The organism is Paenibacillus sp. V4I9 (assembly GCF_030817295.1).
Classification (GTDB): Bacteria; Bacillota; Bacilli; order Paenibacillales; family NBRC-103111; genus Paenibacillus_E.
The window spans coordinates 2,013,312-2,030,400 of the sequence record NZ_JAUSZE010000001.1; the positions used below are offsets into that span (position 1 = coordinate 2,013,312).

Below are 17,089 nucleotides of genomic sequence, written 5' to 3' on the forward strand. Positions count from 1 at the left end.
AGATCTGATCCCTTATAATTCAAATTGCAAGGAATGATAACGCTTTATAAACATGAGGAGGTCAGAGAAAAATGAGAAAAAATTTCGGGAAATTCCCCGTAATCGTGAGTACTATGATGATTTCAAGTTTGCTTTTAGCGGCTTGCAGCAGTAGTGGAGATAAATCCGCGACGACGACAAGCTCAAGCTCCGAAGCGACGAAAGCGCCGGCAACAACGGCAGCAGCCAAAAAAGATCCGGTGAAATTGAAGTTTACCTATTGGGGCAGCCCCGATGAGAAAAAGGCGATCGAAAATGCAACGAAGAAATTTACAGAGAAGTATCCGTGGATTACTGTCGATACGATTCAAATCCCTAATGCGGACTATAATACAAAACTTACCGCAATGGCTGCTAGTAACGATATGCCTGATACAGGCTACATGACTGGGGATCTTGGTGATACTTGGTCAAAAGAGGGAAGATTCGTCAATCTGTTCGACATGCTGAAAAAAGACGGGGAAACGAAGAAGGAAGACTTCTTGGATTACGTTTGGTACAAGAACAGTCCGGATAATGCATGGGGGATCAGCACAGCCGGTGAAACCTTTGGCTTGTTTTACCGCAAGGATTTACTTGAAAAAGCCGGTGTCGGTGCTCCGCCTACCAAAGCAGAAAACGCTTGGACGTGGGATCAGTTTGTAGAAAATGCCAAAAAATTAACGATTGATAAAAACGGCAAAAATGCTGCGGATCCTGGCTTTGATCCCAAAAGCATTAAGCAATATGGCGTAACATTTGAAACATGGTCAGAACCATTAAATAACTTTATTTACAGCAATGGCGGCGATTGGATTTCTAAGGATGGAAAAACCTTCACCCTCAATCAACCAGAGAGTACGGAAGCCATCCAGAAGCTTGCTGATCTCATCAACGTGTATCATGTTGCACCGTCTCCGCTAGCAGCTAAATCCATGCCGGCCATGAATGTTGCTCTCCAATCAGGGATCGCAGCTATGGCAATCGGCGGCCAATGGATGAACTTGGATTTGGGAAATGCCAAGGTTAATTATGATATCGGTGTGCTTCCTAAGCTGAAAAAAGAGGTTGTCGTTGCATTAAGCGGCGCTACCGTTTTCTTCAAAGAGTCTAAACATCCGGATGAAGCATGGATGCTGTTTAAATGGATGTCCAATCCTGAGGGTGCCATCGAGCTATACAGTGGCGGTTTATGGATGCCTACAATGAAAAAGTGGTATACGGATCCTGCTTTAGTAGCGAAATGGGTGGATGCGAATCCAGCCGCTCATCCGCCCGGATTTAAGGATGCCATGATGAATAATTTACTGAAAAATGGCGTAGCGGGTGTCACCTATTATTTAAAAAATCAAGCGAAAATTATAGCTACCGTCAGTTCTTCACTGGATGAAGTTTGGTTAGGTAAGAAAAATGCTGTAGATGCTTTGAACGCGGTTGCGCCGAAAGTACAACCCGAAATCCAAGGCAGATACGATGTGAAAGAATAGAACCATAAGCAGAAAGCCAGGGCTAATGCCTGGCTTTCTGTCAAATATGGAGAAGGAGGAAGCGAAGTTGGAATCTACCATTAGCTTGAGTACAGATTTGACAGCCAAAAAACAGCGCAGCAAACGAAGGAAGAATCTCTATATGGGCTTACTATTCACATCGCCCGTATTGCTTGGATATGCTATTTTCATTGCTGTACCACTAGTATTAACATTCATCCTAAGCTTTACGAATTATTCCATTGGCGCACAGTCTACGAAATTTATCGGATTGTCTAATTTCACAGATATGTTTACGGGCAAGGATGTTTTCTTTTATCCGGCGATGAAAGCAACTGCGTATTATGTGTTTGTCAGTGTCCCGCTGGGGATTATTGTTGCCTTTCTTGCCGCCGTATTATTGAATCAGAAGATTAAAGCACGCGGCTTTTTTAGAGGAGTGTTTTATCTACCTGTCATTATTCCGATTGCTTCTTCCGGCATTATCTGGATGTGGATGCTGCAGCCCGATTTCGGTGTTATCAACTATTTGTTAGGACTCGTCGGTCTGCCTCCGTATAGTTGGCTTGCATCGGATACGTCGGTTATGCCGACACTCATTCTATTTAGCTTATGGACTTGCGGCAGCACGATTGTGATATTTCTAGCGGGCTTGCAATCCATTCCCTCCCATTTATATGAGGCGCTTGAAGTCGATGGCGGAAACGCGTGGCATAAACTTATCTATATCACAATACCGGTTAGCTCGCCTATTATTTTCTTTAACACGGTCATTGGTTTTATAAACGGGCTTCAGACGTTCGTACAACCTGCTGTTATGACAGGCGGATCAGGAAGCAGCGGGGTAAGTGCAGGCGGTCCCAATAATGCCAGCTTACTGTATGTCCTTTACATTTTCCAAAATAGCTTTAAGTTCTCGAAGATGGGAGCGGCTAGTGCTTCCGCCGTCATTCTATTCATCATCTCCATCCTTTTTACCGTTCTTATTTTCAAATTCTCAAAATCATGGATTCATTATGAAGGAGATGGTAAAGCAAAATGAAAACCCAAAAAACCATCGGTACATTCATAGTTTATCTTTTGCTAATACTGGGTTCTATTTTTTGCTTATTTCCCTTCTATTGGATGATAAGAACCTCGCTTGTCGGTACCGACGAAATCTTTCAGGTCGTGCCGTCCATCATTCCACATGCGATGAAGTGGGAAAATTATAAGAATGCCTTGACAGCGCAGCCGTTTGGAACGTTTTTTATGAACACGGCCTTCGTTACAATCTCGAATATTGTCGGTGTCTTACTGACAAGTTCTCTTTGCGCTTATGGATTTTCAAGGCTGGATTGGCCGGGGCGGGATAAAGTATTCGGCTTCTTGATGACCGCACTTATGCTTCCGTTTGCTGTGGTTATGATTCCGCACTTCATTGGTTGGAGTTATCTGGGCTTAACGAATACCTATGCACCTCTTATTGTGCCTGCTTTTTTCGGCGGAGGCTTATTTAATATTTTTCTATTGCGGCAGTTTTTCATGTCGATTCCCAAGGAATTGGATGAGGCTGCATATATGGATGGAGCTAACCATCTGAAGGTATATTCACGAATCATCGTTCCGTTAAGCAAACAAGCGATGATCGTCGTTGGACTTTTTACGTTTCTGAATAACTGGAACGATTATTTAGCACCCGTGCTTTATATTTCTGCAGAGAAGAAATATACGCTGATGCTTGGTTTAACTTTGTTCCAAGGGCAATACTCAGCTCAATGGAATATTATGATGGCTGCTGTAGCTATTGTCGTGCTGCCTTCATTAATTATTTTCCTCTTTGCTCAGAGGTATTTTATAGAAGGTATTGCGATGACTGGAGTGAAAGGCTAAATATTTTGCCCAACAAACTTAGAGTAAATGAAGGAGCAGGAGAGAAAATGGAGAGTAGAAAACTTACACAGGCATTGCCTTTAAAAAACGTACGCATTAAGGACGCGTTCTGGTCTGAATATATCCGATTGGTGAGAGACGTCGTTGTGCCTTATCAATGGGAAGCATTAAACGACCGGGTACCAGATGCAGAGCCCAGCCATGCCATTCGCAACTTTAAGATCGCAGCAGGGGATGTGGAAGGTGAGTTTTATGGCATGGTTTTTCAAGACAGCGATGTGGCCAAATGGTTGGAGGCTGTTGGCTATTTGCTTGAAACAGAAGCAGATTCGGAATTGGAACGGGTAGCGGATGACGTGATTGATCTTATAGCAAGGGCACAGCAGCAGGACGGATATTTAAATACGTATTACACGGTGAAAGAACCCGACCGGAGATGGACGAATTTAGCAGAGTGCCATGAGTTATACAGTGCCGGACATATGATTGAAGCGGCTGTTGCTTATTACCGGGCAACAGGGAAGAGTAAAATCTTAGAAGTCGCATGTGGGATTGCAGATAACATTGATGCTGTGTTCGGGGATGAAGCAGGCAAGTTAAAAGGATATGACGGGCATCAGGAAATCGAGCTTGCGCTTGTTAAGCTATATCATGTCACCGGGCAGGAAAAATATTTGCTGCTGAGCAAGTATTTTCTTGATGAAAGAGGGCAGCAGCCTCTGCATTTTTACGATGTGGAATGGGAAAAGAGAGGCAAAACGCATCATTGGCCAGATACGATGATGGTTGAGGAGAAGGACTACAGTCAAGCTCACTTGCCTGTACGCGAGCAGGGCAAAGCAGATGGCCACGCTGTGCGCCTCGTTTATATGTGTGCGGGCATGGCGGATGTTGCTGCTGAGACCGGTGATCGCGAACTGCTTGAAGCTTGCCGGAAATTATGGAAAAATATCGTCTCCAGACGAATGTATATAACAGGCGGGATCGGCTCCATGGCTCGTGGAGAAGCCTTCTCCCTAGATTACGATCTGCCTAACGATACGGTATATGCGGAAACTTGCGCTTCTATCGGACTTATTTTTTTCGCGCAAAGAATGCTGCAATTAGAACCGAAAAGCGAGTATGCGGATACGATGGAACGCGCCTTATACAATACGGTAATTAGTGGTATGTCACGTGATGGAAAACACTTCTTCTATGTGAATCCGCTCGAGGTTTACCCCGAGGCATGCGGGAAAAATAAGAATTATGATCATATTAAGCCTGTTCGTCAAGGATGGTACGGCTGTGCTTGTTGTCCGCCGAATGTTGCCAGGTTGTTGGCATCACTAGGACAATATATTTACACCGTTCAGGATCAAACCGTTTATACACATTTATATGTGGGTGGGCAAGCCGATTTGGAGCTTGGAGGCAAGTCTATTCAATTAGAACAGCAAACCAATTATCCATGGGATGGTGCGGTACGGTTCGAATTAACCATGGACGAAGCCGCCCAATTTACATTGGCGCTGCGCATCCCTGATTGGTGTGACGGGGCAAGTGTACAAATAAATGGAGACGCGTACGCCATTGAAGCTCAAGTTGCAGATGGGTATGCCCTGCTAAATAGGATATGGCAACGTGGCGATGTGGTAGAACTGACCCTTAATATGCCGATTCATCGCATGAAAGGACATCCTCTGGTTAGACAAACTGCTGGTAAGGTAGCCTTGCAGAGGGGGCCTTTGGTTTATTGCTTGGAGGAGGCGGATAATGGGAAACAGCTGCATCAATTGGTGCTTCCAAAGATTAGCTCTTTAGAAGTAGAGGCTAATTATGAGCTTTTGGGAGGGGCAGAGGTTAAAGTGATCAAAACGGCTGCCAAACGAATGAATATCAAGGAATGGGCGGACGAGCTCTACAAGCCTGCGAGTGATATCCGGAATGAAACCGCGAACTTGACCTTTATTCCCTATTTCGCATGGGCAAACAGAGGTATAGGTGAGATGACAGTTTGGGTGAGAGATTCAGAATAATTATCAATATTGTTCCAAAGGAAAGTAATTAATAATCATGATGATAAAAAAATATCAGAAGATATGATTGAAATACCGTCAAAGTTTTGACGGTATTTTTTTTATTGACACGAACCTTTATGTTAGTGGGATCAATGGTTTTATGATTTCTTTATAAGTTGATGATCTTTTGTTTTTTCAAAAAACATCCATTCTCGGCATATAGAACAAGATTTACTCTTATGATAGTATGGTAAGAAATGTCGAACATTGACGAAATGGAGGCGTCTTCTTGAATATTTTTAAAAAATTGGGTTTTTACTCCAATCGATTATGTGAAACGATCTTTTTACAGGAAAATGCTGCTGTCTTTCTTCACAATCATCATTATTACCGTATTAAGCCTAGGGATCAATTTCTATGTTCAAACCTCTGCGGATATAAAGAAAAACGCGATATCCAATATGGAACGACTGGTAGACCAATCCGTTCAAACGATGGAATCCCACATGGATTACACGAATAAAGAAACATGGAATCTCTTTAGGGATATGGATTTGCAGTCACTCATGAAAGATTATTCCAAGTACCCGGAGAAAATGAGCTATTTTACGTTTAGAATAATGGACCTTGCAAACAATAATCCATTCATCGATGCCATCGTCGTCCGTGATTCGAATGGTTTAAGCAAACTGTCAGCCGGAGCCTTCCGTTATTTTACAAACCCTGGCCAATTGGCCTCTTTTGAAAAAGAATTAGACAGACTGAGTAAAATAGCGGTTCAAAACGATGGTAAAGGGGCATGGGTTCTTTCTAACACTTATGACCCGAAAAATCAACCTTATCGAACAATAGCTTATACACAAGCGCTCAAGGATGTATTTGGGGATTTCCAACCTATTATCGGGATGCTGACGATACAATTTTCGAATGAAAAGCTGCAGGAGTGGATAAAATCCCTTAAATCGAATGATCAAGCCGATTTTTATCTAATCAATAAGAAGGATGGAACGATCGTGCTTGGCCCTGATCGAGCATCCGCCGGAAAACCGTTTCTTAATGAACAGAACTTTTCTGAATTCGAAAAAACGCGTCCCGAACCTTATTTTTTTATTAATGAAGATAACAGTCAAACATTGATTGTTTACAAGAGCTTTATGAATTCAGACTGGATGTTGGTTGGTAAAGTTCCTGTGAACGTGCTCCTTGCTCAAGTCAATTCCGTTGCCAAAAGGACGATTCTGATTGGCCTCAGCGCTTTGCTCAGTACGATGCTGTTTGCCAGTTTTCTTTCCTCGCGGGTTCTCATCCCGATAAAGCGCTTAAGAAAAGGGATGAAGCAGATCGAGACAGGTAATTATAATATCTCTGTACCTGTTGAAACTAGAGATGAGATCGGTTACTTTTGCCAAAGCTTTAATCAAATGACTCATAGAATCAATCATCTGGTTGTACAAGTTTATGAAACAGAGCTGTTGAAGAAGGATGCGGAAATCAAAGCGCTGCAATCCCAAATGAATCCGCACTTTTTGTATAATACACTTGGCACAATTGAGAGCTTGGCACCCGTTCAAGGTGAGGGCCAGATGATTAGTGTCATGTGCCGATCTCTTGCCCAAATGCTTCGTTATAATATCAATGGAGCAAGCTTCTCTACACTAGGAGAAGAAATTGAGCAGCTTGAAGTCTATTTATCGATTCAGAAAATTCGTTATGAAACCCGGCTTGAATATAACATTATTGTCGATCCTGAACTCATGGAGATGAGAATACCAAAGCTCTTATTTCAGCCCATTGTGGAGAATAGCATTATCCATGGCATAGAGCGTTCGCGAAAAGGCGGGACGATTCAAATTGAAGCGGTATCAATTGATGAGCAGGATGCCATGATTAAGGTGACGGATAATGGGGGCGGTATGGATCCGGATAAACTCAAAGCTTTACAGCTTAGGTTAAATACTTGGTCAGCATCCAGCTATTCGTCGAACAATCAACAGACATCGATTGGTATGGTTAATGTTCATGCCCGATTAAAACTATTGTACGGTGAACAATATGGCGTAGCCATTGAAAGTGTTTTTGGCGAAGGCACGCAAGTCACCATCCGATTAATGAAATAAAGGATTGAAGGAGCGAGTTCGTATGAACTTTAAAGTACTGGTTTTAGATGATGAGCCCAAACAACGAAAAGGGATCATTGCGAAAATGAACATATCGGGATTACCTATTACCATTGTAGGTGAAGCTGGTGATGGCATAGAAGGACTTGAGTTGGCCCTCCGCGTGCAGCCTGATATTGTGATTACAGATATTCGGATGCCCGGAATGGACGGATTAGATTTTATAGAACGGGCCAAAGAGCTCAATCCTGAAATCGTATTTGTTATTATTAGCGGATATAGTGATTTTGATTTTGCCAAACGGGCGATTAAGTACGGCGTATCCGACTATTTGTTGAAACCTATTGATGAGGCGGAGCTGCGCAGCAATTTAGCAAACATCATATTGAAAATTGAAGAGACGCGGAAATCCCGATTAGAAATGGAAAAGTTGAAGCAAGATAAAGAGATGAATCTGGAAAGTCTTCGCCAACAATTATTAACGAGAATGGTTCAAGAACCCAAACAGTCGGCTTCCTCGCAAGAAAGCATAACGACTGTATCTGATCTTATAGAGAGATTTCCCTACATTTTGGCCATCGTACTTGTGTTAGAGCCCTACCAGCTTCCACATTATTCATTTCGTACGGGCGATGAAGATCTCATCCGGTTCGCCATCGAAAATATGATGTCGGATCAAATGAAATTGGCGGGTAGAGACGGAGTTATATTTCAACACGCTATTCACCAGAATGAGATGGTTTATATTTTGGGAGTCGAGAATCTAAATGAAAATACCGCGGTAAAAGAATGGCTAACAGGCGTTCTTTTTGGAGTGAATCATTACATGCGTCTGGAAGTGACGATCGCTATTGGCAGTATTGTCGATAGCCTGGATAAGATGCAGAAATCATACCAGTTAGCCAAATTGTCACTTCGTAATAAAATCATTAGCGGCACCAATAAAATTTATGATTATGGCTGGATTCAGAGCCATTCGAACTCGAGAGAACAATTCATGAAAGAGAAAGATGAAGAACTGCTGTTTAGTCTTCTTAATGAAGGGAATGAAACGGCATTACATCGATGGATTGCGCATCGCATTCAGAGCCTTGTGGACTTCCCGACAGCTACTTATTCTCAGCTAGAATGGTTCTGCGCAGATATGTATCTTCTCTTAAGGAAATATCTATTGGAGAAAACAGAGGATACCAAGTTGGTTATTGGGGAAATGGACGATCTGCATTATTGGCTGCAAAATCTGACGAGTTGGCGTGAAGCTGTCCAACAAATCCAAAGTCAAGTTACCAATATCATCCATTTCTTAAACAAAGATCATCCTGTTAAGGATGTCATGGATGAGATTAAGCAGTATCTTGTTATGAATTTACATGAAAACATATCCCTGCAGTCCATTGCAGATCGTTTCTTTATTCACCCTACTTATTTCTCTAAGCGGTTTATAGACAAGTATGGCCAAGGCTATTCTGATTTTCTGACCCAGCAACGGATGGAAAAGGCGGCTGAATGGTTACGGGAAACGAATATGAAGGTTCAGGAAATAGCGGAGATGGTCGGCTTTGAGGGCGCGGCCTATTTTAGCAGTGTTTTTAAAAAATCGCACGGCTTATCACCGAAAGAATACAGGCAAAATCATCGACAAACAATGTAAGAAGGGTGTAAAAAATTTAACATTTTCATTGAATTATTTGTAGAATAACCTTGAATTATTGGATTCTAACCCTCTTCCGTTCATCTTATAATGAAAACGTAATCAAGAATATCTCAGGGGGATTGAAAAATGAAGAAACAACTTAACGTAATTGCAGTCGCTCTCTCTTCTGTACTTTTGCTTAGTGCATGTGGCGGCAAAACAGCCACAACAAGCCCTAGCAGCAGCCCTGCCAGCACGCAAGCAGCTACATCAGCCAAACCGGTAGAAATTACCGTATGGGATAAGCCAGCTGCTGATGATCCTGTAAAGCCGTATCTTGAGAAACAGTTTGCAGCGTTTGATGCGAAATTTCCGAACATCAAAGTAAAGCATGAAGAGCTTGCAACAGGAGGTAAGGATCGCGAGCAATATTTGACAGCAATGGCAGGCGGGCAAGGACCAGATGCAACACCGAATAATCCTTACCCTGATATGGAAAAATATATTAAGCAAGGTTTTGCATTAGATATTACTGATCGATGGAATAGTTATGCGGATAAGGGGAGCTACATTCCTTCTTCCATGGTAGCTGGAACAAGGGATGGAAAGGTCTATGGCGTTCCTAAAGATATGTATGTAACACCTTTGGTCTATAATAAAAAGCTCTTTAAAGAAGCCGGTCTTGATCCTGCCAAGCCACCTGCGACTTGGGATGAATTTGTTGATGCGGCAAAGAAATTAACAGACCCAAGCAAAGGTCAGATTGGCTATGATATTTTGGGAATGGATTGGGCAGATTGGTTTTTTGAATATTATGTTTGGCAAGCCGGCGGGGATCTCACCAAGAAAAATGATGACGGAACAGCTACGTTGACATTCACTTCAGATCCTGCAGTAACTGCGCTGCAATTCTATAAAGACTTAAAATGGAAGCATAAAGTCGTGCAGAAAAACGTTGTACAATCACTGGACGACAATAACAAGGATTTCTATACAGGACATACGGGAATGACCGTAGGCTGGGTGGATTGGTTTACTGCTAAAGGCATGGATATTAAAGATATCGGCGCTATGCCGTTTCCTGCTGGCCCATCTGGTAAATCGCCTTCGCAAGTCGGAGGTTCGTATTGGACAATTAATGCGAAAAGTACGAAAGAGAAGCAGGATGCAGCTTGGACCTATATTACATTCATGTCATCAAAGAGCTTCTACGATGGTAGATTGAATTATATCAAAGAAATTGGCCAATTCCCTAACTTGCTTAATTTCCGTTCAGATCTGGACACCTCAAAGATTTATGAGGGTATCCCTGTTGATATTGTTGATAACATTAAGAAGGCCGCTTCAGATACACATCTAGAGTATTTCTTAAAGGACCGTCTCAGTAAGTATGTCGTTGGCGCGATTCAAAAAGTGCTGCTTGATCAAAATGCAGATCCAAAAGCCGAGCTTCAAAAGCAACAAGACTTGGCTCAAAAAGAAGTGATAGACAAGTACAATGCTGAAGTAAAAAAATAAATAGAGACCGTAGAAATCGGGATTCCCAGATGGGAATCCCGATAACTACCTAAAGAGGGTGAGTGGAATGGAAACAAGAGTAGAGACTGGATTGCAAAGTGTCACAATGAAACGCCGCATGAGTATTAGCTGGATGCCAATTATCTTTTTAATTCCTTCGCTTGTTAGTTTTGTCTTATTTAAATATTATCCGTTGTTTAAAATGATCTATATCAGTTTTTTTGACTATGAAATTGGAAATCCTCCCGGAAAGTTTGTGGGCTTAGATAACTATTCTGAATTTTTGAATTCAGCTTCCTTCTGGCATTCGATAGAGATTACTTTTATTTTCGCATTGCTGTATTTGCTCATGACATTCTGGGTTCCTATCGTTCAGGCATTGCTTCTTAGTGAAATTCATCACGGGAATATGTTCATTCGCTTCCTTTATCAGCTCCCCTCCGCTGTTCCTGTGGTCGTTAATGTTCTGATTTGGCGATTGATGTATAATCCTGACCACGGAATGTTGAATTATTACCTTGGGAAGATAGGTTTAGGTCCTTACCTCTGGTTAAACGATTTGGATGTGACGAAGTTCGCAGTCGTCCTCCCTTCGCTTATAGCAAGCCAAGGCATAGCCATTCTTTTATATTATTCTGCGATACGCTCAGTCTCAACGGATATTCTCGAAGCTGCTAAAATGGACGGGGCGGGTCCATGGAGACGCATGTTAACGATGATTTTACCAAATATGAAGTTCATTATTTTTATTCAATTGATTAGTTTTATGACAGGGATCCTGTTGACCTTTGATAACATTTATGTGATGACTCAAGGGGGGCCCGCCGACAGTACAACGGTTGTATCGATGTTTGTTTTCAATACGGCTTTTCAACAACTTCGCTTTGGAGCCTCGGGGGCTATATCGGTATTCTTATTTCTACTGATTGGCTTGATCACCTTTATACAACTCAAATTTCCCAAAGATTCTGATTGATAGAGAGAGGAGTGGAGAGCGATGATCCGTAATACCATTAAAGAAAAAGGCCAACGGTCGATTAAAATTATTGCTTATAGCATTACCTTTTTATTTATTGTGCTATCCCTTGTTCCACTTGTTTGGATGCTCGCTTCTTCATTGAAGGACGAGTCGTCTATCTTGGCATATCCGCCAAAGTGGCTGCCTGCCATACCCCATTCGGTTCAGGTTGAGGTCGATTACTCAGGTCAGGAACTGAAGGATGCCCAGTTTTACGAAAAAGATGCGATGAAAGCGACTTGGTACCCATGGGCATCGAATATTCGCGATTCAATCGGGGAAGTTGTAGTCAAAGGGATAAAGGATGGAAAGTTGATTTATTCCGCGAATACAACGGGATCTTCCTTCCATTATGGAAGAAATCTTGTTGTTCCAACGACCCTTTTTAACGATAATCTGATGAATGTCAAATTACCAATCATCCATGAGAAAAAGTTATCTTCATTCCAATGGCTTGGTGATAGTGGCGGTATCGAAAAGGGTAGTGGGAATTCACAGGAGCTTGTTTCAACTCATTTTCGAGATTTTTATGCAAATTCGAAGTTTGTGAGCGGCAAGGTGTTGAGTATTGAGGAAAAACCTAGATTTTGGAGCATATTCGATAGTTATTTGGTTCTCAACAAGGTTACCAAAGCAGCATCCAATGATGGATATGGAATCAGTCATTATTTTCTCAATAGTTTGATCGTTACATTTGTCACCATTGTTTCTCAATTATTGTTTGGTGGCTTGGCTGGATATGCGCTTTCGTTTTTGATAAAGAATAAAAAGCTTCAGCTGGGGCTAGTGATGTTTTTTCTGGCAACACTTATGATTCCTGATATCGCGCTTTTGATTCCGCTTTATTTAACGATGAATCAATTGCATTTGGTAGACACATTATGGGCAATCATTTTACCTCATACCGCTTGGGGTATCGTTATTTTCTTGTTCAAAGGTTTTTTTGATCAATTGCCTCGAGAGCTGATCCAAGCCGCAAGAGTAGATGGCGCCTCTGAATTCAGGACTTTTTACCAAATTGTGATTCCGATGTCCGTGCCGATCTTTACCGTTGTTTCGGTATTGACATTTTTACCCGTATGGAATGAGTTCTTGTGGCCGTTGGTCGTGGCAAGATCATCCGCAAACTGGACCTTAACGGTAGCATTAAACAATTTGCAAAATCAAGCAAGTATAGTCTCGGAGAACATGCTCATGGCTAGCGGTGTAATTAGTATGATTCCTTTATTAATCGTGTTCATAACCTGCCAGAAACTTATTGAAAAAGGTGCATCTTTTACCGGTGTAAAAGGTTAAACACATTTGTCAGGCTCGACGGCTATTGTCGAACGAGCCTGCAAAAACTAAAAGAGCAGATCGGGGAGATGATCAAACGCATTTGTTTAGATGATAAGGAAAATATCAGAACTATCAGAAATGGAGATAATGATGAAGATATTGGAATATCAAATCGAGCAATTACGCTCTTATTTGGTGGGCCGGGCCATGATTGCAGACTGTATGACAGACGAAAGACTTGTTCAATTAAGTCAATTACTTGATAGATATATTGTTGAATATCAGAAGTTGGGCAAGAAGATCGGAATGGGGGATCATACGGCTTTAGACGAAGGCTGCAAATCATCGAGATGAGGGGTACTTATGAAGAAAAGTAAGCGGATAAATCGTATTTTTAAAAAGAAAATATTTTTTGCCGTCCTATTGCCGCTGTTGGCGGTGGTGCTGCTTTCAGTCTCCTTGATTGTATTTCAATCAAACAAATATTCAGGTGAGGCAACCGTATTTACGGTAAATGGAGAGCCGGTATCCAAGGATGAATTTTTGAACGTCATGCCAGGTTTAAGAGCAAATGTCTTTTCCTATTTTGTTCAAAAATATGGAGTAACGGACAGCGCCAAATTCTGGACAACAACCTTTCAGGGAGAAATACCTATTGAAGTTCTTAAGCAAAAGACATTGGATAAGTTGAAAAGAATTAAAACAGAGCAGATCGTCATGAAAAGTAATGGAATAGCCAGCGATATATCTTATTCCGGTTTCCTCGATAACCTCAAAGCTGAAAACGAAAGGCGAAAGAAGGCAGTAGAAAAAAAACAAGTGATATACGGCCCCCAGCAATTTGATGCAACAGGATATTATGACATTCTCCATGGGAATAGGATGGAAGAATTAAAAAACAAATTGGCGGATAAAGAGCTATCCTCCAATGAGGAAGAAATAAAAAATGCGTATGACGAAAATAAAGAAACAATGTATAAAAAGATAGATTCGATTAAGTATGAAAAAATAGTCATACCTTTTTTGGATGAAAAAGGTAATCCTTCGCCGGATAAGAAAAAAATTGCAGCTAGTATGGCTGCAAAAATAAAGGAAGATACAAATAAGGGTTTGAAATTTGAGGATATCGTTAGCGCCTATAAGAAACAAGATAAATCAGATATAGAATACAAGGAACTGGAATTTAATGAAAGCACTTACAAGTCGGATTCCAGAATATATAAGCAATTGACAATAAAGTTGGATGAGCTAAAGAATGGCCAGATAAGCGACGTTATCGAAGAAAACGCTTCCTTCAATATCGTTAAAGTGCTGGAAAAAAGCATTCCCAGCTATAAAACACTGGATGAGGTAAGAGAGCAAGTTAAGAAGAAATTAGCTGACAACAAGTATGATGAGTTCATAAATAAGCTTGTTCATGAATCGAAGTTAATTGTGGATAACAAAGCGTACAACAGCATTTCATAAACTTGTAAATTATTATTATCCAGACCTCAGTTTAGATTGAAGGGAGGGCTGTTGTGAGACGGCTGAGCATAGCATAGCTGAGTAAAGCTGAGGTCATGGAATAATAATTTAAATAATCAAACAACCTAGCGTTGAAAGGGGATACAAATTGTGAAAAAATTTGCAAGTGCATGGCTCCTCATTATGATGCTGATGGCAATAACCATTCCAGTAGCGACCGTACAGGCGGCAGGTACTATTTATTATGTTGATTCTTCAGGAGGAAACGATTCCAACAGCGGTACAAGCACATCCGCTGCATGGCAAACATTAACCAAGGTTAACAGTATTACCTTCCAGCCGGGCGACCAAATTTTATTTAAAGCCGGAGGCTCATGGTCGGGAATGCTGAGCCCTCTGGGTTCAGGGAATAGTACCAACCAAATCACCATTGACATGTATGGAACCGGTAATAAACCATTGATAGCAGGAGGCGGTGTTGCGGCATCGGTTTTGCTGAATGGTCAGGAATACTGGACAATTAACAACCTGGAATTGACCAACATTGCGGCAAGCAGAGCCGTAAGAAGCGGGATCAAAGTGGTTGCTAAAACAACAGGGATTACACATGGCATTCACATTGCAAACAACAATATCCACGATGTAACCGGAGAAAACAGAAGATCAATGCCCGCGGGTCAAAGTATGTATGATAACTCGGGAATTCTTATCAGATTTGATGGTGACGCTACACCGACGGACATGTTTGATGATGTGTTGATTGAAAATAACAATATTCATGATGTTTTGACAAGCGGTATTAAGGTTGATTCAACAGGTGGTACGACTGCTGACCAATTGTTTACCAATGTAGTTGTTAGAAACAATATTATTAGTAAAACAGGTTCGGACGGTACGGTTATTGGCAGTACCCTAAACGCACTTATTGAACATAATTCGGTTTATGATGCCGGTTACAACGGTAACCAAGCCGATACACATCTTATTGCAGGTATGTGGGAAATTATCTCGAAAAACACTGTTTTTCAATACAATGAGGTAGCCAGAACTAAACTGTTTGATGCTGACGGTACAGGGTTTGATACGGATTTAGGAACAGGCGGAACGATTTACTTCCAGTACAATTATACCCATGGGAACGAAGGCGGATTCTGGCTTGATTGTGCGCATATCACCCCGAATGGCTATATTAAAACAGTACTAAGATATAACGTTAGCGTCGATGATCTCGGGTATATAGCAAGAACTGACGATAGGCCAGCTGACTTCTACAACAATACGTTCTATAAGTCCAGCGGTTCACTTGATGCAAGTCAAGGCGCTGACGGCAGCTCATATAGATTCTGGAACAACATCTTCAATTTCCAAACAAGTCCTAACTGGGCATCTTCCTTATATGACAATAATTTGTACTATCCTGAAGCAGCAAACTCTGCCGACGGTAATGCAGTGACTGGAGATCCTGCATTTGTGAATCCAGGCGTTGTTGGCGACGGTATGAGCTATGCCGACAATTACAAGCTTCAATCGACTTCAGCAGCTATTGATAAAGGTATACCAACTGCCGATAATGGCGGGGTAGATTTCTGGGGCAGCACGCTGTATAATCTGATGCCGGATATTGGAGCTCAAGAGTACGGTACGAATGGCACTTATGATGCGAATACGACGAATAAGTTTTCACTGGATTTTTCAACGACACAAGGTCAGAAAAACTGGAACTATATGCAATATAACGGCAGCACTTACTCGAATATGACCTGGAATTCAAGCCTGAATGCATGGAAGGGTGCAGGAACATGGAACCGGATCTGGTCCGCAGGAGTTCTTCATCCTGACACCAATGATACCGTATTGGCATGGAAGGCACCGAAGGCAGGACAGGTTAGAATCACAGGTAAACCAAGGAAAGCAGGTACCGGCGGTGACGGCGTGAATGTTAAGCTAATGCAAAACAGTACGCAGCTATGGCCAGCAAGCGGATGGCAGGCAATCGGTGCTTCAGACATATCAGGAGTGGCGCACGATGTAACAATCAATGTTGCGGCAAATGATATGATCTATTTTATAGTAAATAAAAACTCGACCACCAACAACGATGCAACGAATTGGGACCCTATGGTCCGATACGCGTCTACACTTTCCAATGATTTTTCAACGACTCAGGGTTCTGGATACTGGAGTTATATGGAATCAAATGGGAGAGCTTTTTCGAATATGACATGGAATGCGTCCATTAACGCGTGGAAAGGCACGTACACGTATAACCGCATCTGGACTCCGACACAAATACATCCGGATATTAACGATTCCGTGGTCGCATGGACAGCTCCTGTAGCTGGATCGGTAAGAATCACCGGCAATCCAAAGAAAGGGAACAGCGGCGGTGATGGCGTAAATGTGAAGATAATGAAAAACGGTACGCAGATCTGGCCTGCAAGCGGATGGCAATATATTAGCGGAACAGATACCGTTGGGGTCACGCACGATATTACGACAAGTGTTGCAGCTAATGATATGATTTATTTTATTGTGAATAAAAACGGAAACATTAACGTTGATGAAACGACCTGGAATCCGACTGTAGCTTTTCAATAAGATTTTTATGATTTAATTTCAGGTGCAGTAATATTTCCTGAAGGGGATGGCCTTAGCCATCTTCTTTAGGCACTTATTAAGGA

General features: G+C 41.8%; 12 protein-coding genes. All 12 read left to right on the forward strand.

Annotated features, from left to right (window positions below):
- Nucleotides 1-71: 71 nt before the first annotated feature.
- Entirely contained in the window at nt 72-1,505 is a 1,434-nt protein-coding gene (locus tag QFZ81_RS09325) for an ABC transporter substrate-binding protein (RefSeq protein ID WP_307602453.1), read from the forward strand.
- A gap of 67 nt (nt 1,506-1,572) precedes the next feature.
- Nucleotides 1,573-2,547, forward strand: coding sequence for a carbohydrate ABC transporter permease (locus QFZ81_RS09330; protein ID WP_307602455.1), 975 nt, complete (start codon nt 1,573-1,575; stop codon nt 2,545-2,547).
- Nucleotides 2,544-3,377 (forward strand): carbohydrate ABC transporter permease, encoded by an 834-nt coding sequence (locus QFZ81_RS09335; protein ID WP_307445201.1) that lies wholly within the window; start codon nt 2,544-2,546, stop codon nt 3,375-3,377. The genes QFZ81_RS09330 and QFZ81_RS09335 overlap by 4 nt, the downstream gene beginning before the upstream one ends.
- 47 nt (nt 3,378-3,424) lie before the next feature.
- Nucleotides 3,425-5,395 carry a glycoside hydrolase family 127 protein gene (locus QFZ81_RS09340; protein ID WP_307602457.1) on the forward strand — a complete coding sequence of 657 codons (1,971 nt, stop codon included), beginning with the start codon at nt 3,425-3,427 and terminating at the stop codon, nt 5,393-5,395.
- A gap of 338 nt (nt 5,396-5,733) precedes the next feature.
- Entirely contained in the window at nt 5,734-7,494 is a 1,761-nt protein-coding gene (locus tag QFZ81_RS09345; protein ID WP_307602459.1) for a cache domain-containing sensor histidine kinase, read from the forward strand.
- A gap of 22 nt (nt 7,495-7,516) precedes the next feature.
- Nucleotides 7,517-9,145: a response regulator gene (locus QFZ81_RS09350; RefSeq protein WP_307602461.1), complete on the forward strand. Its 1,629-nt coding sequence runs from the start codon at nt 7,517-7,519 to the stop codon at nt 9,143-9,145.
- A 129-nt stretch (nt 9,146-9,274) separates the two neighbouring features.
- Nucleotides 9,275-10,645 carry an extracellular solute-binding protein gene (locus QFZ81_RS09355; RefSeq protein ID WP_307602463.1) on the forward strand — a complete coding sequence of 457 codons (1,371 nt, stop codon included), beginning with the start codon at nt 9,275-9,277 and terminating at the stop codon, nt 10,643-10,645.
- Nucleotides 10,646-10,712: 67 nt separating this feature from the next.
- Nucleotides 10,713-11,621: a carbohydrate ABC transporter permease gene (locus tag QFZ81_RS09360; protein WP_307602465.1), complete on the forward strand. Its 909-nt coding sequence runs from the start codon at nt 10,713-10,715 to the stop codon at nt 11,619-11,621.
- A gap of 21 nt (nt 11,622-11,642) precedes the next feature.
- Nucleotides 11,643-12,959 (forward strand): carbohydrate ABC transporter permease, encoded by a 1,317-nt coding sequence (locus QFZ81_RS09365; RefSeq protein ID WP_307445182.1) that lies wholly within the window; start codon nt 11,643-11,645, stop codon nt 12,957-12,959.
- A gap of 129 nt (nt 12,960-13,088) precedes the next feature.
- Nucleotides 13,089-13,295, forward strand: coding sequence for an aspartyl-phosphate phosphatase Spo0E family protein (locus tag QFZ81_RS09370; protein ID WP_307445180.1), 207 nt, complete (start codon nt 13,089-13,091; stop codon nt 13,293-13,295).
- A 9-nt stretch (nt 13,296-13,304) separates the two neighbouring features.
- Nucleotides 13,305-14,408, forward strand: a complete 1,104-nt coding sequence (locus tag QFZ81_RS09375) for a peptidylprolyl isomerase (RefSeq protein WP_307445176.1) — start codon at nt 13,305-13,307, stop codon at nt 14,406-14,408.
- Nucleotides 14,409-14,558: 150 nt separating this feature from the next.
- Entirely contained in the window at nt 14,559-17,006 is a 2,448-nt protein-coding gene (locus tag QFZ81_RS09380) for a right-handed parallel beta-helix repeat-containing protein (RefSeq protein ID WP_307445173.1), read from the forward strand.
- The last annotated feature ends 83 nt before the right edge of the window (nt 17,007-17,089 follow it).